The organism is Marimonas lutisalis (assembly GCF_005434965.1).
Classification (GTDB): domain Bacteria; phylum Pseudomonadota; class Alphaproteobacteria; order Rhodobacterales; family Rhodobacteraceae; genus Marimonas_A; species Marimonas_A lutisalis.
Map to the genome: position 1 here is coordinate 128769 of NZ_SKCI01000005.1, position 22657 is coordinate 151425.

Annotated in this window: 22 protein-coding genes, 1 tRNA gene, 1 other RNA gene and 1 pseudogene; 11 read left to right on the plus strand and 14 right to left on the minus strand. The window is 65.1% G+C overall.

Annotated elements, in window-relative coordinates; genetic code table 11:
• Positions 1-52: 52 nt before the first annotated feature.
• Together E0501_RS19060 and E0501_RS19065 are read left to right on the plus strand one after the other, a co-directional pair.
• The gene (locus E0501_RS19060; protein WP_328591483.1) at positions 53-1078 is read left to right on the plus strand and encodes an alkane 1-monooxygenase; all 1026 of its coding nucleotides are present in this window, start codon (positions 53-55) and stop codon (positions 1076-1078) included.
• A gap of 9 nt (positions 1079-1087) precedes the next feature.
• Positions 1088-1480 carry a hypothetical protein gene (locus E0501_RS19065; protein ID WP_137703007.1) on the plus strand — a complete coding sequence of 131 codons (393 nt, stop codon included), beginning with the start codon at positions 1088-1090 and terminating at the stop codon, positions 1478-1480.
• Between the two features lie 6 nt (positions 1481-1486).
• On the opposite strand, the gene xseA is transcribed toward E0501_RS19065, so the two are convergent.
• Positions 1487-3049 carry an exodeoxyribonuclease VII large subunit gene (gene xseA / locus E0501_RS19070; protein ID WP_137703008.1) on the minus strand — a complete coding sequence of 521 codons (1563 nt, stop codon included), beginning with the start codon at positions 3047-3049 and terminating at the stop codon, positions 1487-1489.
• A gap of 74 nt (positions 3050-3123) precedes the next feature.
• Between xseA and purD the strand changes: the two genes are divergently transcribed.
• From purD to E0501_RS21780, 3 genes and pseudogenes are all read left to right on the plus strand, one after another.
• Positions 3124-4386 carry a phosphoribosylamine--glycine ligase gene (purD, locus tag E0501_RS19075; protein WP_137703009.1) on the plus strand — a complete coding sequence of 421 codons (1263 nt, stop codon included), beginning with the start codon at positions 3124-3126 and terminating at the stop codon, positions 4384-4386.
• A 193-nt stretch (positions 4387-4579) separates the two neighbouring features.
• Entirely contained in the window at positions 4580-5053 is a 474-nt protein-coding gene (locus E0501_RS21775) for a hypothetical protein (protein WP_328591484.1), read from the plus strand.
• Positions 5050-5754: pseudogene (locus tag E0501_RS21780) on the plus strand (dipeptidase). The gene E0501_RS21775 and the pseudogene E0501_RS21780 overlap by 4 nt, the downstream one beginning before the upstream one ends.
• Positions 5755-5760: 6 nt before the next feature.
• Here E0501_RS21780 and E0501_RS19085 read toward each other — a convergent pair.
• From E0501_RS19085 to rpoH, 3 genes are all read right to left on the minus strand, one after another.
• Positions 5761-6063 (minus strand): DUF4389 domain-containing protein, encoded by a 303-nt coding sequence (locus tag E0501_RS19085; protein ID WP_137703010.1) that lies wholly within the window; start codon positions 6061-6063, stop codon positions 5761-5763.
• Positions 6064-6081: 18 nt separating this feature from the next.
• Complete coding sequence (locus E0501_RS19090) at positions 6082-6528, minus strand: baeRF12 domain-containing protein (protein ID WP_137703011.1); 447 nt, start codon at positions 6526-6528, stop codon at positions 6082-6084.
• A 181-nt stretch (positions 6529-6709) separates the two neighbouring features.
• Positions 6710-7606: an RNA polymerase sigma factor RpoH gene (rpoH, locus tag E0501_RS19095; protein ID WP_137703012.1), complete on the minus strand. Its 897-nt coding sequence runs from the start codon at positions 7604-7606 to the stop codon at positions 6710-6712.
• 304 nt (positions 7607-7910) lie between these two features.
• Here rpoH and E0501_RS19100 point away from each other — a divergent pair, with 304 nt between their 5' ends.
• On the plus strand, positions 7911-8540 hold the full coding sequence (locus E0501_RS19100) for a DUF4386 domain-containing protein (protein WP_137703013.1): 630 nt from the start codon (positions 7911-7913) through the stop codon (positions 8538-8540).
• Here the strand turns inward: E0501_RS19100 and E0501_RS19105 are convergent.
• Positions 8528-9532, minus strand: a complete 1005-nt coding sequence (locus E0501_RS19105) for an RluA family pseudouridine synthase (protein ID WP_137703014.1) — start codon at positions 9530-9532, stop codon at positions 8528-8530. The two genes, E0501_RS19100 and E0501_RS19105, sit on opposite strands and share 13 nt — an antisense overlap.
• 29 nt (positions 9533-9561) lie before the next feature.
• Here E0501_RS19105 and E0501_RS19110 point away from each other — a divergent pair, with 29 nt between their 5' ends.
• The gene (locus tag E0501_RS19110) at positions 9562-9867 is read left to right on the plus strand and encodes a DUF6476 family protein (protein WP_137703015.1); all 306 of its coding nucleotides are present in this window, start codon (positions 9562-9564) and stop codon (positions 9865-9867) included.
• 57 nt (positions 9868-9924) lie between these two features.
• Here the strand turns inward: E0501_RS19110 and E0501_RS19115 are convergent, their stop codons facing one another.
• From E0501_RS19115 to E0501_RS19130, 4 genes are all read right to left on the minus strand, one after another.
• Positions 9925-12663 carry a VCBS domain-containing protein gene (locus E0501_RS19115; RefSeq protein WP_137703016.1) on the minus strand — a complete coding sequence of 913 codons (2739 nt, stop codon included), beginning with the start codon at positions 12661-12663 and terminating at the stop codon, positions 9925-9927.
• A gap of 329 nt (positions 12664-12992) precedes the next feature.
• Positions 12993-13069 (minus strand) — tRNA-His (locus tag E0501_RS19120).
• A 46-nt stretch (positions 13070-13115) separates the two neighbouring features.
• Entirely contained in the window at positions 13116-13985 is an 870-nt protein-coding gene (locus E0501_RS19125) for a DMT family transporter (protein ID WP_205123518.1), read from the minus strand.
• On the minus strand, positions 13982-14464 hold the full coding sequence (locus E0501_RS19130; RefSeq protein WP_137703017.1) for a GNAT family N-acetyltransferase: 483 nt from the start codon (positions 14462-14464) through the stop codon (positions 13982-13984). Before E0501_RS19130 ends, E0501_RS19125 begins: the two co-directional genes overlap by 4 nt.
• Before the next feature lie 81 nt (positions 14465-14545).
• On the opposite strand from E0501_RS19130, the gene E0501_RS19135 reads away from it, so the two are divergent.
• Positions 14546-14731 (plus strand): DUF6324 family protein, encoded by a 186-nt coding sequence (locus E0501_RS19135; RefSeq protein ID WP_137703018.1) that lies wholly within the window; start codon positions 14546-14548, stop codon positions 14729-14731.
• A 33-nt stretch (positions 14732-14764) separates the two neighbouring features.
• On the opposite strand, the gene E0501_RS19140 is transcribed toward E0501_RS19135, so the two are convergent.
• Positions 14765-15211, minus strand: a complete 447-nt coding sequence (locus tag E0501_RS19140) for an MmcB family DNA repair protein (protein ID WP_137703019.1) — start codon at positions 15209-15211, stop codon at positions 14765-14767.
• Between the two features lie 97 nt (positions 15212-15308).
• On the opposite strand from E0501_RS19140, the gene E0501_RS19145 reads away from it, so the two are divergent.
• Together E0501_RS19145 and ssrS are read left to right on the plus strand one after the other, a co-directional pair.
• Positions 15309-16817, plus strand: a complete 1509-nt coding sequence (locus tag E0501_RS19145) for a trimethylamine methyltransferase family protein (protein ID WP_137703020.1) — start codon at positions 15309-15311, stop codon at positions 16815-16817.
• Positions 16818-16862: 45 nt separating this feature from the next.
• Positions 16863-17019, plus strand: a non-coding RNA gene (ssrS, locus tag E0501_RS21855) — 6S RNA.
• A 71-nt stretch (positions 17020-17090) separates the two neighbouring features.
• Here ssrS and E0501_RS19150 read toward each other — a convergent pair.
• From E0501_RS19150 to E0501_RS19165, 4 genes are all read right to left on the minus strand, one after another.
• Positions 17091-17414: a hypothetical protein gene (locus E0501_RS19150; RefSeq protein WP_137703021.1), complete on the minus strand. Its 324-nt coding sequence runs from the start codon at positions 17412-17414 to the stop codon at positions 17091-17093.
• Positions 17415-17534: 120 nt separating this feature from the next.
• Positions 17535-18368 carry a 4-(cytidine 5'-diphospho)-2-C-methyl-D-erythritol kinase gene (locus E0501_RS19155; protein ID WP_137703022.1) on the minus strand — a complete coding sequence of 278 codons (834 nt, stop codon included), beginning with the start codon at positions 18366-18368 and terminating at the stop codon, positions 17535-17537.
• Positions 18355-20067: a tetratricopeptide repeat protein gene (locus tag E0501_RS19160; protein WP_137703023.1), complete on the minus strand. Its 1713-nt coding sequence runs from the start codon at positions 20065-20067 to the stop codon at positions 18355-18357. Before E0501_RS19160 ends, E0501_RS19155 begins: the two co-directional genes overlap by 14 nt.
• A 165-nt stretch (positions 20068-20232) precedes the next feature.
• The gene (locus E0501_RS19165; RefSeq protein ID WP_137703024.1) at positions 20233-21879 is read right to left on the minus strand and encodes an electron transfer flavoprotein-ubiquinone oxidoreductase; all 1647 of its coding nucleotides are present in this window, start codon (positions 21877-21879) and stop codon (positions 20233-20235) included.
• 292 nt (positions 21880-22171) lie between these two features.
• Here E0501_RS19165 and greA point away from each other — a divergent pair, with 292 nt between their 5' ends.
• Positions 22172-22642, plus strand: coding sequence for a transcription elongation factor GreA (gene greA / locus E0501_RS19170; protein ID WP_137703025.1), 471 nt, complete (start codon positions 22172-22174; stop codon positions 22640-22642).
• Positions 22643-22657: the final 15 nt, after the last annotated feature.

Consider the following 22657-nt stretch of genomic DNA (forward strand, 5'->3'; position numbering starts at 1 on the left):
ATGCGTGGTTTGGTGCGATGTTTCAGGGCCGGACCGCAAAGGAGCCGGACGCATGCAGATGACGCTCTTCACATTGGCCACGCTGAGCCCGGCGGCGCTGATCCTGGCAGCCTGCGGGCTGGGCGGGGCGTGGGCGGTTGCGGCGCTGGCCTACATGACGGTCTTTGCCGCAGCGATGGACCGGCTGGTGCCACGACTTCTGCCCGAGGCGCCGGAGGGCGCGGAGTTTCCCAGTGGCGACGGGTTGGCAATCGGCCTTGGCCTGGCGCAGTTCGGGCTGCTGGCGGGTGTGCTGGCCGCCGTTGCGGCCGGACAGTTGGGCCTTTGGGAAATCCTGCTGATCCTGGTCGCCGCCGCGCTGTGGATGGGACAGGTCAGCCATCCCAACGCGCATGAGCTGATCCATCGCAGCAGCCGGGGGGCGCGGACGTTGGGCCGCTGGGTCTATACCTCGATGCTGATCGGGCATCATGCCTCGGCGCATGTGCTGGTGCATCACGTGCATATCGGCAGCGCGGCCGATCCCAATTCCGCCCCGCGCGGCGAAGGGTTCTATCGCTTTTTCCTGCGCGCTTGGGCGGGCTCGTTCCGGGCCGGGCTGCGGGCCGAGAGCGCGCGCCTGAAACGCGCGGGGCGGCCGATCCTGTTAAATCCCTATGTCACCTATGTTGGCGGGGCGGCGGCGTTCCTGTTGGCCAGCGCGGTGTTTTTCGGAGCGCCGGGCCTTTTGGCCTACCTGTTCCTGGCGATCTACGCGCAGGCACAGGTTCTGCTGGCCGATTACGTGCAGCATTACGGGCTGCGCCGTGCCACGAATGCCGACGGGAGGCCCGAACCGGTGACGGATGCGCATAGCTGGAATTCACCGCACTGGTTTTCCTCGGCCTTGATGGTGAATGCCCCGCGCCATTCCGATCACCATTTGCACCCGATGCGCCCCTACCCCGCCCTGCGGCTGCGCCAGGGCATGCCGATCCTGCCACATTCCCTGCCGGTGATGGCGGTAATTGCCCTTTTTCCGCCGATGTGGCGGCGGGTGATGGCGCGCGAGCTTTCGCGGCTGGGGCAAAGCGGTTAGGCTGGGATCATGTGGCGGGCAGTCTTCCTTTTCATCCTATGGACCGGCGCGGCGATGGCGCAGGACGCGCTGAGCGGGCCGGAATTCGACGCGTTGACCCGTGGCAAGACCTACTATTTCGGAGAAGCCGGGCGGCCCTATGGCGCCGAGGAATACCTCGACGATCAGCGCGTGCGCTGGTCGTTCCTGGATGGCAAGTGCAAGGAGGGGCATTGGTACGAGGAGGCCGGGTTGATCTGTTTCGTTTACGAGGACGAGCCCGAGCCGCACTGCTGGAGCTTTGCAAAGGGGCCGCGCGGGCTGATCGCGCGGTTCATGAACGATCCGGCCGCGACCGAGCTTTACGAGGTCGAGCAAAGCGACAAGCCGATGCTGTGCCTGGGCCCCGAGGTGGGCGTCTGAGGTGACCTAGAACAGGCTGCCCTGCTCGGGTGGTTTGCCGGGTTTGGCCGCCCGCCGCGCCGTACCGCCGCCACCGCCGCCGCCCCCCAGCTTGAGCCGACCGTCCTGGAACTCGATCTCCAGCGCCGTGGCCTGTTCCGCCGCTTTCTTCGTGGTCAGCACGCCGGCCTCGCCCCGGACCACGGCATAGCCGCGTTTCAACGTGGCCTTGTAGCCCAAGGTTTCGCGCAGCCGGTCGAGCGCGTCGATCCTGCGGCGCCATTCCCCGGTCTGGCGGGTGCCGGCCTCAGACAGGCGGCGCGAAAGCGCGTCGAGCCGGTCGGACTGGCGGGCGAGTTCGCGCCGGATCGGGCCAAGCGTCAGCCGGTCGGCGCGGCGGCCCAGGGCTTCGCCCTTGGCCTGCACCGCCTTGGCCAGCCCCTGCGCCAGGCGCGGCGCGGCATTGTCCAGCCGGCGGCGCTCGGTCGCGACCTGCCGCGCGAGCAGCGAGGGGCGCAGCGAGCCCGATGCCTCGGACAGCGCGACACGGCGGCGCTGCACCCCGGTGATGAGCGCGGCGGGCAGGCGTTCGCCCGCGCGGTCGAGCCGCTGGCGCGGCGTGTCGAGCAGCGTGTCGGGGCGCGGCAGCGCACGCGACAGATCGCGCAGGCGCTGGCCGCGCGACGTGATCGTCTGGCTCAGCGCATTGGCCATGCGCGCGCCCTGCCCGTCGACCCAGGCCATGAGTTCGAGCCGCACCGGCACCGCCAGTTCGGCGGCCGCGGTGGGTGTCGGCGCGCGCTTGTCTGCGACATAGTCGATCAGCGTGGTATCGGTTTCATGCCCCACGGCGGAGATAAGCGGGATCTGCGAGTCGGCGGCAGCGCGGGCAACGATTTCCTCGTTGAAGCCCCAGAGGTCCTCGATGCTGCCGCCACCGCGCGCGACAATGATCAGGTCGGGGCGCGGGATGCGCCCGCCCGGTTCCAGCGCGTTGAAGCCACGGATGGCATGGGCCACTTCGGCGGCGCATTTTTCGCCCTGCACGGCCACCGGCCAGACCAGCACCTTGCGCGGGAAGCGATCGCGCAACCGGTGCAGGATATCGCGGATCACCGCGCCCGAGGGCGAGGTGACGACGCCGATGATCTCGGGCAGGTAGGGCAAGGGCTGCTTGCGCTCGGGCGCGAAGAGCCCCTCGGCCGCGAGCATCTGCTTGCGCTTTTCCAGCATCGCCATCAGCGCGCCCATGCCGGCGGGCTTGATATCCTCGATCACGATCTGGTAGCGCGACTGCCCGCCGAAGGTGGTCATCCGGCCGGTGGCCACCACTTCCATCCCCTCTTCGGGCTGGACCGAGAGCCGCGCGGCGACACCCTTCCAGATCACCCCGTTCAGAACCGATTTCTCGTCCTTCAAGTCGAGATAGAGATGCCCCGAGCGCGGACGGCTGACGCGGCCCACCTCGCCGCGGATGCGGACATGGCCGAACTCGCCCTCGATCACGCGCTTGATCGCGTTCGAGATCTCGGTGACGGAGAACTCGGGCTCGTTCAGGCCCGGTGTGGGATCGTCGATCAGGTCGGACATTCCGCCTCGCTTGTGTATTTGCGGGTCTGACCTTAGAACGCGGGCGAGCGAAGGCCAAGCGGAAGGGCAAGCCCATGAACATCCTTATCCTCGGCAGTGGCGGGCGTGAACATGCCCTCGCCTGGGCGGTGATGCAGAACCCCAAATGCGACAAGCTGATCGTGGCGCCGGGCAATGCCGGGATCGGCCAGATCGCGGAATGCGCCAGCTTCGACATCATGAACGGCGCCGCGGTGGTGAATTTCGCCGAGGAGAACGCCATCGACTTCGTGATCGTCGGCCCCGAGGCGCCGCTCGCGGTGGGGGTATCCGACCAGCTTCGCGATGCCGGCATCACGGTTTTCGGCCCGTCGGAAGCCGCCGCAAGGCTGGAGGCCAGCAAGAGCTTTACCAAGGAGATCTGCGACGCGGCGCAGGCCCCCACCGCGGGATACGCCCATTTCACCGATCATGCGGCGGCGAAGGCCTATGTCGAGGAACAGGGCGCGCCGATCGTGATCAAGGCCGATGGCTTGGCCGCAGGCAAGGGCGTGATCGTGGCGATGGACATGGATACGGCGCTGGCGGCACTGGATGACATGTTCGGCGGCGAATTCGGCGCGGCGGGTGCCGAGGTGGTGATCGAGGAATTCATGGAGGGCGAAGAGGCGTCCTTCTTTGTCCTGTGCGATGGCGAGGATGCGCTGCCCATCGGCACCGCGCAGGACCACAAGCGCGTCGGCGAAGGCGACACCGGGCCCAACACAGGCGGCATGGGTGCCTATTCGCCCGCGCCGGTGCTGAGTGACGCGATCGCCGAGAAGACCATGGCCGAGATCGTCTATCCGACGCTGAAGGAAATGGCGCGGCGCGGCACGCCCTACCAGGGGGTGCTGTACGTGGGCCTGATGATCAAGGACGGCCAGCCGCGGCTGGTGGAATACAATGTCCGCTTCGGCGATCCGGAATGCCAGGTGCTGATGATGCGGCTGGGCGCGCAGGCGCTGGACCTGATGCAGGCTGCCGCCGAGGGACGGCTGGCCGGGTGCTCGGTGAACTGGGCCGACGACCATGCGATGACGGTGGTGATGGCCGCGTGTGGATACCCGGGAGCATATGAAAAAGGCAGCGTGATCAAGGGGCTGGAGAACTGCCCCGAGGACAGTTTCCACATGGTCTTTCATGCCGGCACGACGGAGCAGGACGGGCAGATCGTGGCCACGGGCGGCCGGGTTCTGAACGTCACCGCCCGCGGGGCGAGCCTGCAGGAGGCGCGCGACCGGGTCTATGCGATGGTGGACAGGATCGACTGGGCGGACGGGTTCTGCCGGCGCGATATCGGCTGGCGCGCGCTCTGACCGGCTTCCGATCGCGGATGCGATCGGACCCGCCGGGGGGCGCTGCCCCCCGGTCACAAAATCGGGGTTTTGTGACTCCCCCCGAGGTATTTTCGGTCAGATGAAGGACGGATCGGGTGCCCTCGCGTCGCGATTGTGGCGAATCGCGGGGCGTGGGTAAATCGCGACGCGGCGCGACCAGGGAGGATATGCGATGCGGTGGGTGAAGCGGCTGTTGGGCGTGGCTCTGGCGCTGGTGGTACTGGGACCAGCGGGGTTCTGGACCCTTGTGCCGGGGATCGTCGAGCGGCAGCAGAACAAGGTGGTGGCGCATGAGCCCTATCCGGTGTCCGAGGCCGCGCGGGCACTGCATCGCGGGCTGGCGATCGGCGACTGGCACGCAGATTCGCTTTTGTGGAAGCGTGACCTGCTGGCGCGCGGTGACCGGGGCCAGGTGGATATCCCCCGTCTGATCGAGGGGGGCGTGGCGGTGCAGGTGTTCACCGCTGTGACGAAATCACCGGCAGGACTGAACTATGACAGCAACTCGGCCGAGGCGCGCGACGACATCACACTCCTGGCCGTCGCGCAGCTCTGGCCGATGCGCAGCTGGAGTTCGCTTTTCGAGCGGGCGATCTACCAGGCGGGAAACTGGCGCGGTTCGAAGCGGCGTCGAACGGTCAGTTGAAAATCATCCGCACCCGGACCGACCTGGAGGCGGTGCCGGCCATCCGGGCCGCGGGCCAGCAGGTGGTCGGCGGTATCCTGGGGGTCGAGGGGCTCCACCCGCTGGAGGGCAACCTGGCCAACCTGCCGCGCCTTTACGAGGCCGGGCACCGGGTGTTCGGGCTGCAGCATTTCTTTGACAACGAACTGGGCGGCAGCCTGCACGGCACCGGCAGTCATGGCCTGACCGCAATCGGCCGCGCGGTGGTGAAGGAACTGGCTGGGATGCCGGTGGTGATCGACGTGGCGCATTCCAGCGCGCAGGTGGTGCGTGACGTACTGGAGATGACCGATGTGCCGATCGTGCTGAGCCATTAGGGCATCCATTCGCATTGCCCGGTCAAGCGCAACATTCCCGATGACCTGATGCAGGCGATCGCCGCCAGCGGCGGAGTGATCGGCATGGGATACTGGGCCGAGGTGGCCTGTGACCGGATCGACCCGGACGGGATTGCCGCGATGATTGCCGCCGGCATCGCCGCGGTGGGCGAGGATCACATATCGCTGGGATCGGATTTCGACGGGGCGGTGACCACGGCCTTCGACACCAGCGAACTGCCGGCGCTGACCGACGCGCTGATCCGGGCCGGGCTGAGCGAGGGGCAGATCGGCAAGGTGATGGGCGGCAACATGCTGCGCGTACTGCGCGCCCGGCTGGAGTGAGGCGCGCTAGTCGAGTGCGCTCCACGGCCAGGGTTTGACCTCGGATCCGGCGGTCATGTAGCGCGCGGCCTTGGCCATCCACACGCCCAGATCGGTGCCGAAATCGGCCAGGTTACGGTTGGGCGTGCCCTTGTTGATTAGCATGATCACGATCTGCACCAGCGTCAGAACGCCCAGCACGGTCTGGGCCACGCTGAGCATCATCGCGATGAGCAGCACGAAGAGGATGCGCATCGGCATCGAATCGGGTGTCTCGGGCTCGAACTGCTCACCATGCAGCCGGCCCGAGAGTTTGTCTTCATCTGGCATCGGGACATTCCTGGCGGATCAGACCGCCAGGACCTCTTCGAAATGTGCGGCCAGGTCGGCCTCGGGGATGTTGGTGAGATCCTTGTCCATGTCGGCCAGAAGCGCGGATTTCAGCGGAGCCGGCAGGCTGTCTCGCAAGGCGCCGAGCATCTTGGGCGGGGCCGCCACGACCAGGCGGTCATAGCCACCCTTGGCAAAGGCCTGCGCGGCCTCGGCAATGACGTGATCGGCGAAGTCATCGCGTTTCTGCTCGCGCTCGGAGGTGGGGCGCTCGAACTTGTGCTGGGCCGTGCCCGGAGCGGCCTGGCCACGGCCGGGCATATCGGCGTAATCGGCCGCGATATCGGCGTAGTCGTCGATGCTGCGGGTTGCGAATTCGCTGACGCCCTTGCCCACGCCGGTGTTTTCGCACAGCCGCATCCTGGCTTCGCTGGCAAGAAGGATCAGGGTTTTCGTTGGTTTCATATTTCTCTCCTGTCGTTGTCGGTTTCGACGTGAACACACTGGAATTTCCAAGACAGACTAACCGAATTCGGCTGCCGGCGTAATTGACTTGGCGCAAGGTCGCGCGCGCGCGCAAAAGAAAGCCCCGCCCGGGGAGGAGCCTGGGCGGGGCCTATGGATGCTGCCGACCTTTGGGAGGAGATCAGGCGGCAGGCAGCATGCCTTTTTCGGAGGCCAGTTCGCGCATGCGCTTCTGCAATTTCTCGAAGGCACGCACCTCGATCTGGCGGATACGCTCGCGGCTGACGCCATACTGGCCCGAAAGATCTTCGAGCGTGATGGTTTCCTCGCTCAGACGCCGCTGGGTCAGGATGTCCTTCTCGCGGTCATTGAGCACGTCCATCGCCTGCGTCAGCATCTCGCGGCGCGCTTCGAGCTCGTCCTTCTCAGCATAGTCGGAGGCCTGGTCGGCATCTTCGTCCTCGAGCCAGTCCTGCCATTGCATCGTGCCTTCGCCTTCCTGGCCGACGGTCGCGTTCAGCGACGCGTCACCGCCCGACAGGCGCCGGTTCATCGAGATGACCTCGTCCTCTGTCACGCCGAGATCATGCGCGATGCGCTCGACGTTCTCGGGGCGCATGTCGCCATCCTCAAGCGCGCCGATGCGGGCCTTGGCCTTGCGCAGGTTGAAGAAGAGCTTCTTCTGCGCCGAGGTCGTGCCGAGCTTCACCAGGCTCCACGAGCGCAGGATGTATTCCTGGATCGCGGCGCGGATCCACCACATCGCGTAGGTCGCGAGGCGGAAGCCCTTTTCCGGGTCGAAGCGTTTGACAGCCTGCATGAGGCCCACGTTGGCCTCGGAGATGACCTCGGCCTGGGGCAGGCCATAGCCGCGATAGCCCATGGCGATCTTGGCGGCCAGCCGCAGGTGCGATGTCACCATCTTGTGCGCGGCCTCGGTGTCCTGTTCTTCGACCCAGCGCTTGGCGAGCATGTATTCTTCCTCGGGCTCAAGAAGCGGAAACTTCCTGATTTCCTGAAGATAGCGGTTCAGGCCGCCTTCAGGTGTCGGTGCCGGGAGATTTGCATAGTTGCCCATCTGTTGGATCGTCCCTCCAATGTTTATCGAGTTAACATCGATGTAAGAACGCGTGTGCAGGGTTTCAAGGCCCGTACGCGTAATTCTTTAACGAAATACTAAGGTTTTTCCGTCGCGGTTTCATCCTATTGCGTTCAGGGCTCACGGCGATGTGCGATTCATGACGAAAACCGAAAGAAACGCAGGCCAGTCGGGCCATTTCCATGCAATTTTGCATGATGTCACTGCAATTTCCGCCAATTTTCCCCGATGGCTGCATAACCTATGCTTTCCTTGTTGTTACATAGATTACGGGAGAGCGAGCATGGCGGATCACATTTTCACCCGCAACGCCGCCCGGGCCAGATGGGCCGGTGTGTTCTATATCGCGATCATCGTGCTGGGGATCACCGGTGAGGCGGTGTTGCGGCCGATGGCGGCGGACACTGGCGATGCAGCGATTTTGCGGCTGTCGATCCTGTCGGACACCGGCATGGCGCTGGCCGATGTGGCGCTGGCCGTGCTGCTGTTTGCGCTCTTGCGCCAGATCGATGAGATGCTGGCGCTGGCGGCGATGGTGCTGCGGCTGATGCAGGCGGCGGTGATCGGGGCGAACCTATTGGTGCTGGTGGCTGCGGCGCATCTGATGGCAACGGGGCAGCACGCCGGCGCGCAGCTGATGCAGCATGCGGTGGGCTATGACATCGGGCTGGTCTTTTTCGGCGTGAACAGCCTGATCATGGCGTGGTTGCTGGTGCGCGCGGGCGTGCCGCGTCTGATCGGCTGGGGCGTCGGCGCGGCGGGGGTGGTCTATCTGCTCGGCTCGGTGACGCGGCTGGTTGCCCCGGACCTGAACGCGGCGATGCAGCCCGCCTACCTGGTGCCGCTGCTGGCCGAAAGCGCGCTGGCGCTGTGGCTGGTCACCCGGCGCGGCGGCACGGGTCAGCCCTCCTGACCGCGCAGCGCCGCCAGAAGCGCGGCCATGTCGGCGGGCATCGGCGCCTCGAACCGCATCTCGTCGCCGCTGACAGGGTGGACAAAACCCAGGACGGCGGCATGCAGGGCCTGGCGGGGGAAGGCGCGCGCGGCGGCAAGAGCCGCCGGCGGCAGCGCCTTTTCCGGCAGCTTGCGCCGCCCGCCATAGACCGGATCGCCCACGAGGCCATGGCCCGCATGGGCCATGTGCACGCGAATCTGGTGGGTGCGCCCGGTTTCAAGCCAGCATTCCATCAGCGCAATGACCGGCGGCGCGCCGAAGGTTTCGACCGTGCGTGCGCGCGTGACCGCGTGCCGTCCACCATCGAACAGCACCGCCTGGCGCTGGCGGTCATGTTTGTGCCGCGCGAGGCCGCTGGTGATCTTCATGATGTTGCCGGTCTCGAAACTGACGCCGCGCACGCCCCGCAGGCGCGGATCGGCGGCATCGGGCACGCCGTAGACGACGGCGAGGTAATAGCGCGTCACCGTGTGCTTTTCGAACTGGGCCGCCAGCCCCTGATGCGCGCGGTCGGATTTCGCCACCACCAGAAGACCGCTGGTATCCTTGTCGATGCGGTGCACGATGCCAGGCCGGGCCACGCCGCCCACGCCCGACAGGTTGTCGCCGCAATGATGCAGAAGCGCGTTGACCAGCGTTCCGCCGGGGCTGCCCGGCGCGGGATGTACCACCATGCCGGCGGGTTTGTTGATGACGATCAGGTCGTCATCCTCAAAGACCACGTCGAGCGCGATCTCTTCGGCGCCGATATGGCTTTCTGCGGCGGCCTCCACAGTGATCTCGACGTGATCGCCCTCGGCCACGCGGGCCTTGGGGTTATCGGCCACCGCGCCGTTCACCCGCACCGCCCCCGCCGCGATCAGCCGCGCCAGCCGCGAACGCGACAAGGCCGCCGCCTCTGGCACATCGCGCGAAAGCGCCTTATCAAGGCGCCCGGGCGGATTGGCCATGATCCGGAAAGTGACAAGGGTTTCAGGCAATGGATGACACTCCCCAACCGGTGGATGCGAAGACGCTGAAATTCCTGCGGCTTCTGGTGACGGTGCTGACCGCGACGATGATCCTCGGCCTTCTAGTGATCATTGCGCTCTTTGTCATCAAGTTCTCGGAAACCCGCCCGCCCCTGCCCGAACGGATCGTGCTGCCGGCGGGCGTCAGCGCCGTGGCCTTCACCCAGTCGGACACCTGGTACGCGGTCGTCACCGATGACGACCGGATCCTGGTTTATAACCCGAATACCGGAACCCTGGTGCAGGAAGTCGAGATCGTCAGCGGCGAAAACTAAGGGCAGGACGCGCGCGCCCTGCCCCTGTCGTTTTGCCGCCTGTTTGGTGGCGGTTTCTCAGGCCACGTCGAAATACATGTTCGTATCAGTGGTCGCCGTGTTCCAGCCTTCGATCGGGAACTCCTCGTCAAAGAGCGTGGCAAGCCGCACATCGCTGAGCAGCTCGAACGTGTTGCCGAAAAGGAAGCCGTCATTGTTGCCATCGACCGACGGGATGAGCCCGTCAAAGAGGCTGATGCTGGGACCGCTGAAGAAGTCAGACGTGATCCCGCCCGTCAGCCGCAGCAGACCGGCGAACAGGTCCATGTCGAGCCCCAGCCACGAATCGTTGGCGAAAACGGCCTCCATATCGACCTGAACGTCGAAATCGAGCAGACCGTCGGCATCGCCGTCGACATCCGGGTCAAAGGTGGACGTCTCGGGCGTGACCACCGTGATCTCATCGCCCAGCGAGAAGCCGGTGATGCTCGATCCATCCTCCAGCAGCGCCATCAGCGGCAGATCGGTCACGTTGAGCGCGAATTCCTGCACTGCCTTGAGCGTGGTGATCAGGTTCACCGCGACGATATCCCAGGCATATTCGAAGGACAGCAAGTTCACATTGGCGCCGGCAACGTCGATGTTGAGCCCGAAACTGTCACTGTCACCGAACTTGATCGGCACGCCAGTGGCCGCCTGGATGATCCTGGCGACAACCGCGTCGACATCGATGTCGAGCACGGCCACATCATCCTCGCCCTCGCTGGTCAGCGTGTTGGAGCCGACCGGATCGGGAGTTCCCGTCGTTTCGATCACAGGGAAGTTCAGGTCGAGGGTCGCAATATCGCCAAAGTCGATCGAAGTCTCCAGGTCATCCTCGGCCGAGAAGTCGAAGAGGTTGAAGCCCGGTTCGCCCAGCTCGCCCGTGAAGCCCGCGATGTTTCCGGTATCGAGATCCCAGATTCCCGTTGTGGATCCGCCGCCGAAGGTCGAGGACGTCAGCACCAGGTCGAGATCGGTATCGAGGTCGAACACGAAGTCCATGCCGAAATTGACGTTCGGCGACATGGTGTTGAACGTGGCCCCGCCATCCACCGAATAGACACTGGAAATGCTAAAGGTTTCACCGTTTTCAACCTGCCGCGGCACTTCGAAATAGACATCCACGGGGATCTGGCTGTCGACATCGCCCGAGGTGAAGTAGAAATACGGCTGCAGGCCCACCTTGGCGGCAAAACTGCCCTGGGTGGACACGCCGGGCGTGGTGATCGAACTGGGCAGATCGATATCGGCGTCGCAATCCCCGCCGAAGAAGTTGACGATCCCACAGCCGATATCGGCAAAGACCTGGGCCACCGCCTCGATCCCTTCAAGAATGCCTTCGAGCACGTCGCCCGAGAAGGTGTATTTAGGCACGATCGTCGCATTCAGGCTCTGCACGCCGGTGTTGAAGCCGAAGAACGGCAGGTCCGGCTGCAGCACCAGCGCGGCGCCGGTGCCGAACATCGACTGGTTCTCGGTCTCGAACTGCAACGTGTCGATGAAGCCCACCGGGGCATCGTCGGCCCCTTCGACCGTGATCGTGATCGTCGCCGGATCGGAGGTGTCGCTTTCCTCGGGCGATGTCGGCGAGGTGCCGACCCCCGAGTCGTCGATGGCGACGTATTGGAACGTCACATCGCGCGTTTCGCCCGCGTTCAGGAACTGGAATTCATCGCTGGGGTTGAAGGTAAAGGTGCCGTCGCCGTTGTTGACCACCTCGCCATACTGGTTGCCATAGGCATCCGTGGGCGCCGAGATGATCTGGTAGGACAGCACATCGCCGATATCGATATCGGAGCCGACGAAACTACCGGTGACACCGTCGCCGGTCAGCGGGTCGAACTGGAGGTTTTGGACCGTGGCAAAGGCATCGTCCTCGCTGACCGTCAGCGCCACGTCGAAGGCGATCGGCTGATCGTTCTGGCCGTCGATCGTCAGAACGACATCGGCCGTGGCCAGGTTCCCCGCGCTGGATTGCGTTTCGTAGGTGAATTCCCAGGTGCGGATGTCATCATGGGCGAGTTTGTCCACGTCGGGCCCGTCAGCGGCAAAGGTCGCGTATCCGTCATCGCTGATGAAAAGCGTACCCAAAACAAGACCGCCAACTTCGACAGTGCGCTGAAAGCCCCCGCCGACGGCGACAAAGCTGCCCTGGCCATCAACGACGCTGATTACCGTCTTGCGGGTTCCATCGGCCTGAACGCCGTTGGTGTCATTGTCCAGAAGATCGACCGTACCGGTGGTGTTTTCGTCCACCTCCCAGGCATCGTTGCGCGCGACGCCGCTGGCATCGCCCGCGATCTTGGCGCTGTCGTCGCGCTCATACTCATCTCCGACCGAGGTATAGCGCAGCCCGAAATCAGCCAGATCGAGACTGTCAAGCGACAGCGCCTCGTCGGCCGACAGGATGAAGCTGACCGAGGAGATATCGTCCTTGCCCTTGCCGGGCGTGCCGAACTCGATCCCGGCGTCGAACTTGCCCTGTTCGTGAATGACGTGACCCTTGACGTTGACATCCTTGTGGACGCGATCAACGCCTTTTTCCTTGAACGCCTTCTTGCCGATGACATCTTCGCTGCCGTCGACGCCGGTCACTTCGAGGCCCGCGGTCGTGGCATCAACATCCGCAAGATCGAAGAACAGGCCACGAAGATCACCGATCAGGCCCGAGCCGAGAACCTCGACGTCGAACCGCAGGGTTCCGTCATCCAGTTCCTGGATCGTGATCAGGGTATCTACGGGGCCTTCAACAGTAAATGTAATGGAACGAGCCATGGTGCTCTCCCCCCTGTGAAAAAATAGCTGTGCGAAAAATTTTTGTACTTTTATTAACCACGCGGCCTAGCAGCCAGGCACGCGCGCACATGACAGAACGTCGCACCCAAGCTAACCCGATTCCCCAAAACTCCAAAGTTAATTCGTCGGCAGGAAGTCGATCGCCGGTTGAAAGTGGTCCTACGGATCAGGGTAACACGCGCCGCAAACCCGGCCCGGGGTGTGGTCGGTCGCCTGATTTCGCAGCCCGCGCATGGCTGCCCGACAGCGGACGAATCCAAGGTCCGCCGGGCCGCTGGCGTAGAACAACAGGAAGGTGAAAGGTTTTATGGTACCGCCTCCCTGGCTTGAACAGGGGACCTCTGGATCCACAATCCAGCGCTCTAACCAACTGAGCTAAGGCGGCACTGGAGGGGCATTTAGCTTTCCGGCGGCGCGAATGCAAGACCCTTTCAGGCGACCGGGCGGCGGCCGGTCAGGGCGAGCGCGATCCCGGCCAGAACCAGCGCGATGCCCACTGACCCGGTCCATCCGACCCGCTCGCCCAGCCAGAGCCAGCCTGTTGCTGCGGCCACGACGGGCGACAGGCTCAGCAGAAGCGTCGCCTCGGTCGGGGCGGCATGGCGCAGGGCCGTCAGCCACAGCACATAGCCCGCCCCGCTGGACAGGCCGATGAAAAGCATTGCGCCCCAGACATGGCCGGCAAACCCGGCGATGTCGCCCAGAGGCGCCTCGAGCAGCGAGGCCGGCAACAGCGCCAGCACCGCCGCGATCATCGCCAGCGTGCCGATCTGCAGCGTCGGGTAACGTGGCAGGTAGGGCCGGTAGAGCACCGCACATACCGCGCCCGCCAGCGCCGCGCCCAGGGCCAGCGCCACGCCCGCCGGCTCGGACGGCATATGGCTGACGCCCAGGCACAGCGCGACGCCGACCACCGACAACGCCCCGCCCGAAAGCTTGCGCACGCTCAGGCGTTCCTGTCCCAGCGCGGCGGCCACGGCCATGGTGAGCAGCGGAAAGGTGGCGAAAAGCACTGACGCCTGGCCCGCGCTGATCCGCTGAACCGAGGCGTTGAGCAACGCGACCAGAACGCCGAACTGCACCACACCCAGCGCCAGAACCGGCGCCAGGTCGCGCCGCCGCACCGGCGCGAACCGCCCGCGCAGGAAAAACGGCAGCAGCACCAGAACCCCGACGGCATAGCGCAGAAGCGCGATCTGCATCGGCCCGACCTCGGTCGCGATCGCCCGCGTAACCACCAACGCCAGCCCGACCTGCACGCCGGTCAGCGCCGCCGCGATCAGGCCCAGCGGGCGGTTCACAACGTGATTTCCCAGCTCTGTTCGATCAGGTCGACACCGAAAGAATGCACCGGTTTCGAGCTGACGCAGCGCCAGCCCGCCCCGGCATAAAGCGCGCAGGCCGCGCGGTGGCTTTCGTGCGTCCAGAGCTGCATCCGCTTATAGCCGCTATCACGCGCATATTGCATGCAGGTCTGCAGCAGGCGCCGGCCCAGCCCCTTGCCCCGTGCTGCGGGGGTCAGCAGAAAAAGCCGCAGCTTGGCGGTTTCGTCATCCAGCCGCACGCAGAAAATTGAGCCCAGCCGCTGGCCGTTCTCCTCGGCGATCCAGCCGCGCTCGCATTTGGGATCATGGTTGCGGATGAAATCGGCCAGGATCTCGGCCACCAGCGCCTCGTACGTCCTGTCGAAGCCCTCTTCGCGGGCATAAAGCACCCCGTGCTGTTCGATCAGCCAGCCGGCATCGCCGATTTCCAGGTCTCGCAGGATCACCTCGCCCATGGCGCGAAGGATGGCCGCAGCCCGCTTGCATCACAAGCGCAAAATCGCTAGCCCAGAGCGTCAGCGTCAGGAGGGCATTCCATGGGCATCAATACCGAAAGCGATATCGAGGCGAACCTGCAGATCGGCCCGACCGACAAGGGCATGGTCCGGCTTTACGTCGAGGCCGGAGATCTGGAGATTCCGATGGATTTCGAACCTGAAGAGGCCGAGGAGATCGCCGAGGAAATCCTGGCCGCGGCCAAAGCGGCGCGGGCACGGAAATAGACCGAAGCCCGATTTTTCGCAGAAAAATCGCCCTCAAACCCGCGGGTCGCGAAACCCCTGCAGACGCCGCGCGGCGTGACGGGCAAAGCGAAGCGTGAGCGCCTTGCGCCGGGCGGGGGCCAGTTTCTCTTCGGGGCCCATGCGGATCAGTTCCGCATTGTAAGGATCGGCGATGATCAGCCCGGTATCGTCGGGCAGAAGCTCGGTAGGGAAATCCACGTCCACCGCCCAGAAATAGCGGTCGCACCATTCCAGGTAACCGCCCCATTTCTGGTCCGAGGTGAAATCCACCCGGCTCGATTTGCACTCGATCACCCAGATCTCGCCCTTGGGTCCCAGCGCGATCACGTCGACGCGTTTGCCGCGTTCAGGCGTGAATTCCTCGATCGTCGCAAAATCGTGGCTGGCCAGGTGCCGGCACACCCCGCGCGCCAGAAGCTGGCCGGGTTGGAGTTGATCGATGGACGGTTGCTCGGTCATGGCATAAATATGAACAAAAGATGAACATCCTTCAAGGTCGTTTTTGGACAAGACCGCACGGCCAGGCGCCCTAGCCTGCCAGGGAAAAGGAGCCCCCATGCGACGCGGACGCCGCCACCCCCAGCACACCGCCCCGGCCACAACCGCCGGCCGCCACCTGACCCATCCCTTCACCCCGCAGAAAGTGTTCAGCGACGACCGGATCGCGGCGATGCACGACCTAGCGCTGAAGGTGCTGGAGGAACTGGGCATGAAGATTCTCCTGCCCGAAGCACGCGAGATATTCGCGCGGGCCGGGGCGCGGGTTGCGGACGAGATGGTGTTCATCGGGCGTGATATCGTCGCCGCCGCGCTGGAAAGCGCGCCGCGCCGGATGATGATGAAAGCGCCCAACCCCGCCCACAGCCACGAGATCGCCTCGGATACGCTGCTGTTCACCCCCGGCGGGGGCTGTCCCAACGTCTTTGACCGGGTGAACGGACGACGGCCCGGCGACCTGACCTCTTACAAGGACGCGTTGCGGCTGGCCCAGCATTTCGACGTTCTGCACAAGCTGACCCCGGCACCCGAACCGCAGGACATCCCCGTGCACCTGCGCCACTTTGCCATGATGCAGGCACAGCTGGGCGTGGCCGACAAGGCGGTCACCGTCTATGGCCGGGGCCGCGCGCAGGTGCAGGACTGTTTCGAGATCCTGCAACTGGCCCTGAACCTCGGCGCCGATGAGTTCGACGCGGGCTCCTGGGCCTCGACCGTGGTCAACACCAACTCGCCGCGGATGCTGGATAAACCGATGGCCCAGGCCGTGATCGATTTCGCCCGCGCGAACCAGATCGTCATCGTTACGCCGTTCTGCCTGGCGGGCGCGATGGCGCCGGTCACCGTGGCGGGGGCACTGGTGCTGCAACATGCCGAGGCGCTGGCCTGCATCGCGCTCAGCCAGCTGGCCCGTGCCGGGGCGCCGGTGCTCTATGGCGGGTTCGGCTCGAACGTTGACATGAAATCGGGTTCGCCCGCCTTCGGCACGCCGGAACATATCCAGATGCAGATCGGATCGGGACAGCTGGCCCGGCATATCGGCCTGCCGTGGCGCTCGGCCACGGGCACGGCGGCGAACACATCGGATGCGCAGGCTGCGGGCGAGACCCATATGGGACTATGGGGCGCGCTGATGGCCGGGGCCAACCTGGTGGTGCATTCGGCCGGCTGGCTCGAAGGCGGGCTGACCCTGGGCTTCGAGAAACTGGTGCTGGATGTCGAGGCGCTGGGTATCCTTGCGCATCTCTGCACGCCGCCCGATGCCAGCGACGAAGCGTTGGGTTTCGACGCCATAGCCGAGGTCGCCCCGGGCGGGCATTTCTTCGACAACAGCCTGACGATGGCGCGCTACCAGAACGCCTTTCTGCCGCCGCTGGTGGCCGACCTGTCGAATTTCGGCACCTGGGAAAAGAACGGCAGCCAACGCGCCGATGAACGCGCGACGGGCATCTGGCAGGACATCCTGCGCGACTACACGGCGCCTGCGGGCTGTGCCGAACGGCTGGACCGGATCGCGCAATACGTGGCCGACCGCACGGCAGCAGGCGGGGCACCCATTGTCGAGTGAGTTGCCCCTTGCCGAGACGCCCGCCCGCTCTTAGGTAGGGCGGTGGCGGTTCTGCCCCTCTCGTGACACGGTTGCATTCCGGTGGCCTTAAATACTTCCGAGGGAGCTGGCTCTGTCGGGGTCCTGGCCTCGTTACCTGGCGCCCACCTGTGCAAACAGGTCCTCGGGAATGAGATAACCCCACGGTCCGGGTGGTTCCGCCGCTTTCCCCACCCCGCAAACGAAAAACGCGCCCCGAGGGAGGGCGCGTTTTTCGTGCGGGATCAGGCCCGCTCAGCTGCGGCGCGGCTTTTCGGCGGGCACGCGCAGCAGAACAGGTTCACGGCGGGGCGGCACGATGCGTTCGCGCAGGCCGCCGCCGGGACCGTCATCGTCATCGTCCTTCATGCGCATCACGGCGATGCCGAACTGCACGCCGGCAAAGATGATGCCGTTCGAAATCCACAGGATCAGAACCGCCAGCCAGCCCTTGTCGGAATGCGAAACCAGATGCCACAGGTTGGCGACGTTGAAATAAAGCAGCATCGCCACGAAGGCCGCCGCGATGGCAAAGCCGATGAGCACGTTGACGATATACATCCGGATGAGCTTGGGCATGGTCGGGTTCCCTTCCCTTTGGTCAGGTCAAACGTAACCCATTGCCGCGCACCTTCAAGGGGGCGGTACCGGGCGCGGCGGGATTTGGCCGTTTTGACGCGGTTTGCCGCAGGCTCCTGCTCAGGAAAGCAGCACCGGCGCCACCCACCAGCCCGGATGCGCGCGGCGAATCTCGTCTGCCGCATCGCGGGCGGCCGCCATGTCCGGATAAAGCGCGAAACAGGTCGCGCCTGATCCCGACATGCGCGCCATCAACGCGCCGGGGCTGTCGGCCAATGCCCGAAGCGTGACATCCACCTCGGGGGCCAGCGCCCGGGCGGGCGGTTCAAGATCGTTGCGCATGCTGCCAAGCCAGGCGGCGGCCTCCGCCACGCCATCGAACCGGGGCAACCGGTCGGGCATGGGCGGGTTTTGCTTGCGCGCAAGCCCCGAGAATACCGCCCCGGTGGGCAAATCCACGCCGGGATTGGCCAGAACCGCCGGCAGATCGGGCATATCGGGCAGCGGATCGAGCCGCTCGCCCACGCCGCGCATCCGCACCGCCCGTCCGAACAGGCAGACGGGGACGTCGGCGCCCAGCACCTCGGCACCATCGGGCACGGGTTGGTCCGTCAACTGCGCCAGCGCGCGCAACGTGGCCGCCGCATCCGAACTGCCGCCACCGATCCCCGCCGCGGCGGGCAGATGCTTTTCCAGGCTGATCGCCGCCGGAACACCCATCCATTCGGCCGCGCGCAGCACCAGGTTGCGCCCGTCCGCGGGCACGCCGGCCGCCATCGGCCCGGACACGCGCAGCGATGGCGTGTCGGCCAGCGACACCTCGAGCCAGTCGCCCAGATCGGCGAACATCACCACGCTGTCGAGCAGGTGATAGCCATCGACGCGCTGGCCGGTAACGTGCAGGGTCAGGTTGATCTTGGCCGGTGCGCGCAGGCGCAGGCTAGGTGTCGTCATCGGCCACTTTCAGCGGCGGCGCGCCTTCCTCTTCCAGCACCTGGTCAAGCCCGACTTCGAGCTTGCGGCGGATGCGGTCGGGGTCGGCATCCTCGGCGGCATCGCCGTATTCGGCGAAACTCAGCGCGCGCTTCCACTGGAATTCCGCCTCGCGATAGCGGCCAACGGCCCAGTAGACATCGCCCAGGTGGTCGTTAACGATGGGATCGACGGGCATCAACTCGGTCGCGCGCTCCATGTGGCCGACGGCCTCGTCATAGCGTCCAAGCCGGTAAAGCACCCAGCCCAGGCTGTCGACGATATAGCCCGACTCGGGCCGCGCGGCGACGGCCTCTTCGATCATTGCCAGCGCCTCGTCCAGTTTCTGGTGCTGCTCGACCAGCGAATATCCCAGGTAGTTCAGCACCTCGGGCCGGCCGGGGTTGATCTCCAGCGCCTTGCGGAAATCGGCCTCGGCGGCAGGCCAGTCGTCGATCCTCTCGTGACAGATGCCGCGCGCGTAATAGAGGAACCACTGGCTCTGGTCTTCTTCGCTGAAAAGCGCCAGCGCCCGGTCATAGGCGGCCGCGGCGTCCTCGTAGCGGTCAAGCGTGCGAAAGAGATCACCCAGCGAGGAATGCACCACCGGCAGGTCGCCATGGCTGGTCGCCAGCTGTTCCAGAACCTCGATCGCCGCATCGGGCCGGCCCGACCGGCGCAACGTATCGGCGCGGCCCAGCTCGGCGGCGTGAAAGGCGCCGTGATCGCGCGGAACCTTGCGATAGGTCTCGGCGGCCAGTTCGTATTGCTCCATGTCCTCCAGGATCTCAGCGGTCAGCAGGATCGCGTCGACATGGCCCGGGCGCAGGTATCCGGCCAGCCGGACAAACAGGATCGTGTCGGCATCGCGCGCCTCGCCGCGCAGTGCACCGGCCACGGCATAAAGCACCTCGGCCATGCCGTCGCGCGGGCTCGCCACGATATCGAAGGGCAGCACCTCGCCCGCGGCCAGCGCATCGCGCAGCGATGACAACTCGGGGTCCAGCGTCTGGCCAAAGGCGGCGTCCAGCACCTCGAGCGCCTGTTCGTTGCGGTCAAGCTGGCTCAGCACCTGCAGGCGGGCGATCACGCCGCGGCGCGTCTGCACAGCCGAGCCGGGGCCGCTCGCGCCAAGAATTTCCTCGGCGCTTTCCAGATCCCCCACCAGCGCCAGCGCCAGCGCCTTGTGATACATCGCGAAGCTGCGCTGCCCGCGGTCCTTGGCGGCCTCGTCGAAGGCGGCGATCGCATCCGACATCGCGCCCTTGCCCAGGTGCGCCCAGCCCGCGACCAGCCCATCGACCAGCGTACCGATGCCGCGCTTGTCGGCGATCCGGCTCAGCAGATCGTCATAGCGGTTGTTCCATGCCTCGTCGGCCAGAAGCACCATCTGGCTCAGCTGGCTTTTCAGGCCCTGCTCTTCCATCGTGCGGGCCACCGGCAGCGCCCGGTCCAGCCGGCCCAACGACAGGTTCGACAGCACCGCGGCCTCCATCAGGGACGGGTTGCCCGGATCGCGGGTCAGCGCCTGGGTATAGTAGACGGCAGCATTTTCGAAATCGTTGGAATAGCGCGCCTGGCGCCCGGCCAGATAGGCCCCGGCCAGCCCTTCGGCCACGACCGGCGCCGCGGCCAGCTGCGCGACCAGCGCCGCGACGATTGCAAATCTCGATCCGGCCATGGGGTGTCGTGCCTCTCTCTGCCCGCGGAAATGTCGCGACAGACTAGCGGACCGCACGGCAAACGCAATGCGCAGGCTGCCATCGAGGTGGCAACGGGCGGTAAATTTCCGGTGCGCAGGCCCGGAAGATGAAAAACGGGGCCGCGCGGGCCCCGTTTTCGCCGGTTACATGTTGGGATAGTTGGGTCCGTCCCCGCCCTGCGGCGTGACCCAGTTGATGTTCTGGCTGGGGTCCTTGATGTCGCAGGTCTTGCAGTGCACGCAGTTCTGGAAGTTGATCACGAAGCGCGGCGCCTGGCCCTCTTCCTCGATCACCTCGTAGACACCGGCCGGGCAATACCGCTGCGCCGGTTCGGCATATTTCGGCAGGTTCACCTTGATCGGCACTTCGGCATCTTTCAGATGCAGGTGGCAGGGCTGGCTTTCCTCGTGGTTGGTCATCGAGAAGCTGACATTGGTCAACCGGTCGAAGCTCAGCTTGCCATCGGGCTTGGGATAGTCGATCGGCTTGTGCTTGTCGGCCGGTTCGGTCGCCGCGGCGTCCGTCTTGCCATGGCCCAGCGTGCCGAAAAGCGAAAAGCCCAGCGTGTTGGTCCACATGTCGAGCCCGCCCAGCGCGAGGCTGGGCAGCATGCCCCATTTCGACCACATCGGCTTGACGTTGCGCACCTTCTTGAGGTCCTTGCCGATCGCACCGGTGCGCACTTCGCTCTCGTAGGCGCTCAGCTCGTCGCCTTCGCGGCCGGCCTGCAGCGCGTCATAGGCGGCTTCGGCCGCGGCCTTGCCCGACAGCATCGCGTTGTGGTTGCCCTTGATGCGCGGCACGTTGACCATGCCGACCGAGCAGCCCAGAAGCGCCACGCCGGGCACGACCATCTTGGGCATCGACTGGTAACCGCCCTCGGAAATGGCCCGCGCGCCATAGGCCACGCGCTTGCCGCCTTCCAGCAGCTCGGCGATCTTGGGGTGATGCTTGAACCGCTGGAATTCCATGTAGGGGAAGAGATGCGGGTTGGCATAGTTCAGGTGCACCACGAAGCCGACGTAAACCTGGTTGTTCTCCAGGTGGTAGACGAAAGAACCGCCCCCAGCATTGCCCCCCAGCGGCCAGCCCATCGTGTGGGTCACTTCGCCCTCGTTGTGCTTGGCCGGGTCGATCTCCCAGATCTCTTTCATGCCGATGCCGAATTTCTGCGGCTCCTTGCCTTTCGACAGGTCGTATTTCGCGATCACTTCCTTGGCCAGCGAGCCGCGCACGCCTTCCGACAGGAACACGTATTTGCCATGCAGTTCCATGCCCGGCTCGGTATTCGGCCCGATCGAGCCATCGGGTTCGAGCCCGAAGACACCGGCAACGACGCCCTTCACCCGGTCGCCCTCATAGACCAGCTCGGAACAGGCCATGCCCGGGAAAATCTCGACACCCAGTTCCTCGGCCTGTTCGGCCATCCACCGGCAGACATTGCCCATCGAGACGATGTAATTGCCGTGGTTGTTCATCAGCGGCGGCATCGGCCAGTTGGGGATACGGACTTCGCCCGCTTCGCCCAGCATGTAGAAGTTGTCTTCCTTCACCGGCACATTCAGCGGGGCGCCCTTTTCCTTCCAGTCGGGGATCAACGCATCCAGGCCGCAGGGATCGAGCACCGCGCCCGACAGGATATGCGCGCCAACTTCCGAGCCCTTTTCAAGCACGACGACGCTGATTTCCGGGTCCAGCTGTTTCAGGCGGATCGCAGCGGACAGGCCGGCAGGCCCCGCACCGACGATAACCACGTCATATTCCATCGCTTCGCGTTCGATCTCGGCCATTTCCGGCTCCCCTTTTGCGCGGCAAACAACAATTCAGGGCTGGATACACGCGCGGGCCAAGGCGCGTCAATCTCGACACCACGTTAACGGGGCGTATTCCCTTGCGGCACGGGCACGAATTGCCGCCGCGGCCAGGCATCTGCGCCTTCCCGCCCGCACCGCACAGGCCCAGCCATTCCCGTTGCGCGCCGGGCTGGCTTGTCCTATTGCAATCCAAACGCCTTTGCGGGCAGTGTGACCTGAACGATCGGGGCGCGGCAGAACGCCCCGGGGTAAACAGTGGAACGAATACATGGAAAAGATCCCGATGACGCGCGCGGGGTTCGCCGCGCTCGAAGCCGAATTGAAAAAGCTCAAGTCCGAAGACCGTCCGGCGATTATCAAGGCGATCGCCGAGGCACGCGAGCATGGCGATCTGAGCGAAAACGCCGAATACCACTCGGCCAAGGAAAAGCAGAGCTTCATCGAAGGCCGGATCAAGGAGCTTGAAGGCGTGATCAGCCTCGCCGACGTGATCGACCCGACGAAACTGTCCGGCGCGATCAAGTTCGGCGCGACCGTGTCTCTGGTGGATGAAGACACCGACGAGGAAAAGACCTATCAGATCGTCGGCGAATACGAAGCCGACATCGAGGCCGGCAAGCTCAACATCAAGTCGCCTATCGCCCGCGCGCTGATCGGCAAAGAGGAAGGCGACAGTGTCGAAGTACGTACGCCGGGGGGCGAGCGCAGCTATGAAGTGCTGAAGATCGAATACAAGTGACCCTTGCCTGAAGGG

What these genes read in the sequence shown, in the direction of transcription:
- E0501_RS19060 (WP_328591483.1), top strand. Translation starts at nt 53, where the DNA reads ATGCAGATGACGCTCTTCACATTGGCCACGCTGAGCCCGGCGGCGCTG.
- E0501_RS19065 (WP_137703007.1), top strand. Translation starts at nt 1,088, where the DNA reads ATGTGGCGGGCAGTCTTCCTTTTCATCCTATGGACCGGCGCGGCGATG.
- xseA (WP_137703008.1), bottom strand. Translation starts at nt 3,049, where the DNA reads ATGTCCGACCTGATCGACGATCCCACACCGGGCCTGAACGAGCCCGAG.
- purD (WP_137703009.1), top strand. Translation starts at nt 3,124, where the DNA reads ATGAACATCCTTATCCTCGGCAGTGGCGGGCGTGAACATGCCCTCGCC.
- E0501_RS21775 (WP_328591484.1), top strand. Translation starts at nt 4,580, where the DNA reads ATGCGGTGGGTGAAGCGGCTGTTGGGCGTGGCTCTGGCGCTGGTGGTA.
- E0501_RS19085 (WP_137703010.1), bottom strand. Translation starts at nt 6,063, where the DNA reads ATGCCAGATGAAGACAAACTCTCGGGCCGGCTGCATGGTGAGCAGTTC.
- E0501_RS19090 (WP_137703011.1), bottom strand. Translation starts at nt 6,528, where the DNA reads ATGAAACCAACGAAAACCCTGATCCTTCTTGCCAGCGAAGCCAGGATG.
- rpoH (WP_137703012.1), bottom strand. Translation starts at nt 7,606, where the DNA reads ATGGGCAACTATGCAAATCTCCCGGCACCGACACCTGAAGGCGGCCTG.
- E0501_RS19100 (WP_137703013.1), top strand. Translation starts at nt 7,911, where the DNA reads ATGGCGGATCACATTTTCACCCGCAACGCCGCCCGGGCCAGATGGGCC.
- E0501_RS19105 (WP_137703014.1), bottom strand. Translation starts at nt 9,532, where the DNA reads ATGGCCAATCCGCCCGGGCGCCTTGATAAGGCGCTTTCGCGCGATGTG.
- E0501_RS19110 (WP_137703015.1), top strand. Translation starts at nt 9,562, where the DNA reads ATGGATGACACTCCCCAACCGGTGGATGCGAAGACGCTGAAATTCCTG.
- E0501_RS19115 (WP_137703016.1), bottom strand. Translation starts at nt 12,663, where the DNA reads ATGGCTCGTTCCATTACATTTACTGTTGAAGGCCCCGTAGATACCCTG.
- E0501_RS19130 (WP_137703017.1), bottom strand. Translation starts at nt 14,464, where the DNA reads ATGGGCGAGGTGATCCTGCGAGACCTGGAAATCGGCGATGCCGGCTGG.
- E0501_RS19135 (WP_137703018.1), top strand. Translation starts at nt 14,546, where the DNA reads ATGGGCATCAATACCGAAAGCGATATCGAGGCGAACCTGCAGATCGGC.
- E0501_RS19140 (WP_137703019.1), bottom strand. Translation starts at nt 15,211, where the DNA reads ATGACCGAGCAACCGTCCATCGATCAACTCCAACCCGGCCAGCTTCTG.
- E0501_RS19145 (WP_137703020.1), top strand. Translation starts at nt 15,309, where the DNA reads ATGCGACGCGGACGCCGCCACCCCCAGCACACCGCCCCGGCCACAACC.
- E0501_RS19150 (WP_137703021.1), bottom strand. Translation starts at nt 17,414, where the DNA reads ATGCCCAAGCTCATCCGGATGTATATCGTCAACGTGCTCATCGGCTTT.
- E0501_RS19155 (WP_137703022.1), bottom strand. Translation starts at nt 18,368, where the DNA reads ATGACGACACCTAGCCTGCGCCTGCGCGCACCGGCCAAGATCAACCTG.
- E0501_RS19160 (WP_137703023.1), bottom strand. Translation starts at nt 20,067, where the DNA reads ATGGCCGGATCGAGATTTGCAATCGTCGCGGCGCTGGTCGCGCAGCTG.
- E0501_RS19165 (WP_137703024.1), bottom strand. Translation starts at nt 21,879, where the DNA reads ATGGCCGAGATCGAACGCGAAGCGATGGAATATGACGTGGTTATCGTC.
- greA (WP_137703025.1), top strand. Translation starts at nt 22,172, where the DNA reads ATGGAAAAGATCCCGATGACGCGCGCGGGGTTCGCCGCGCTCGAAGCC.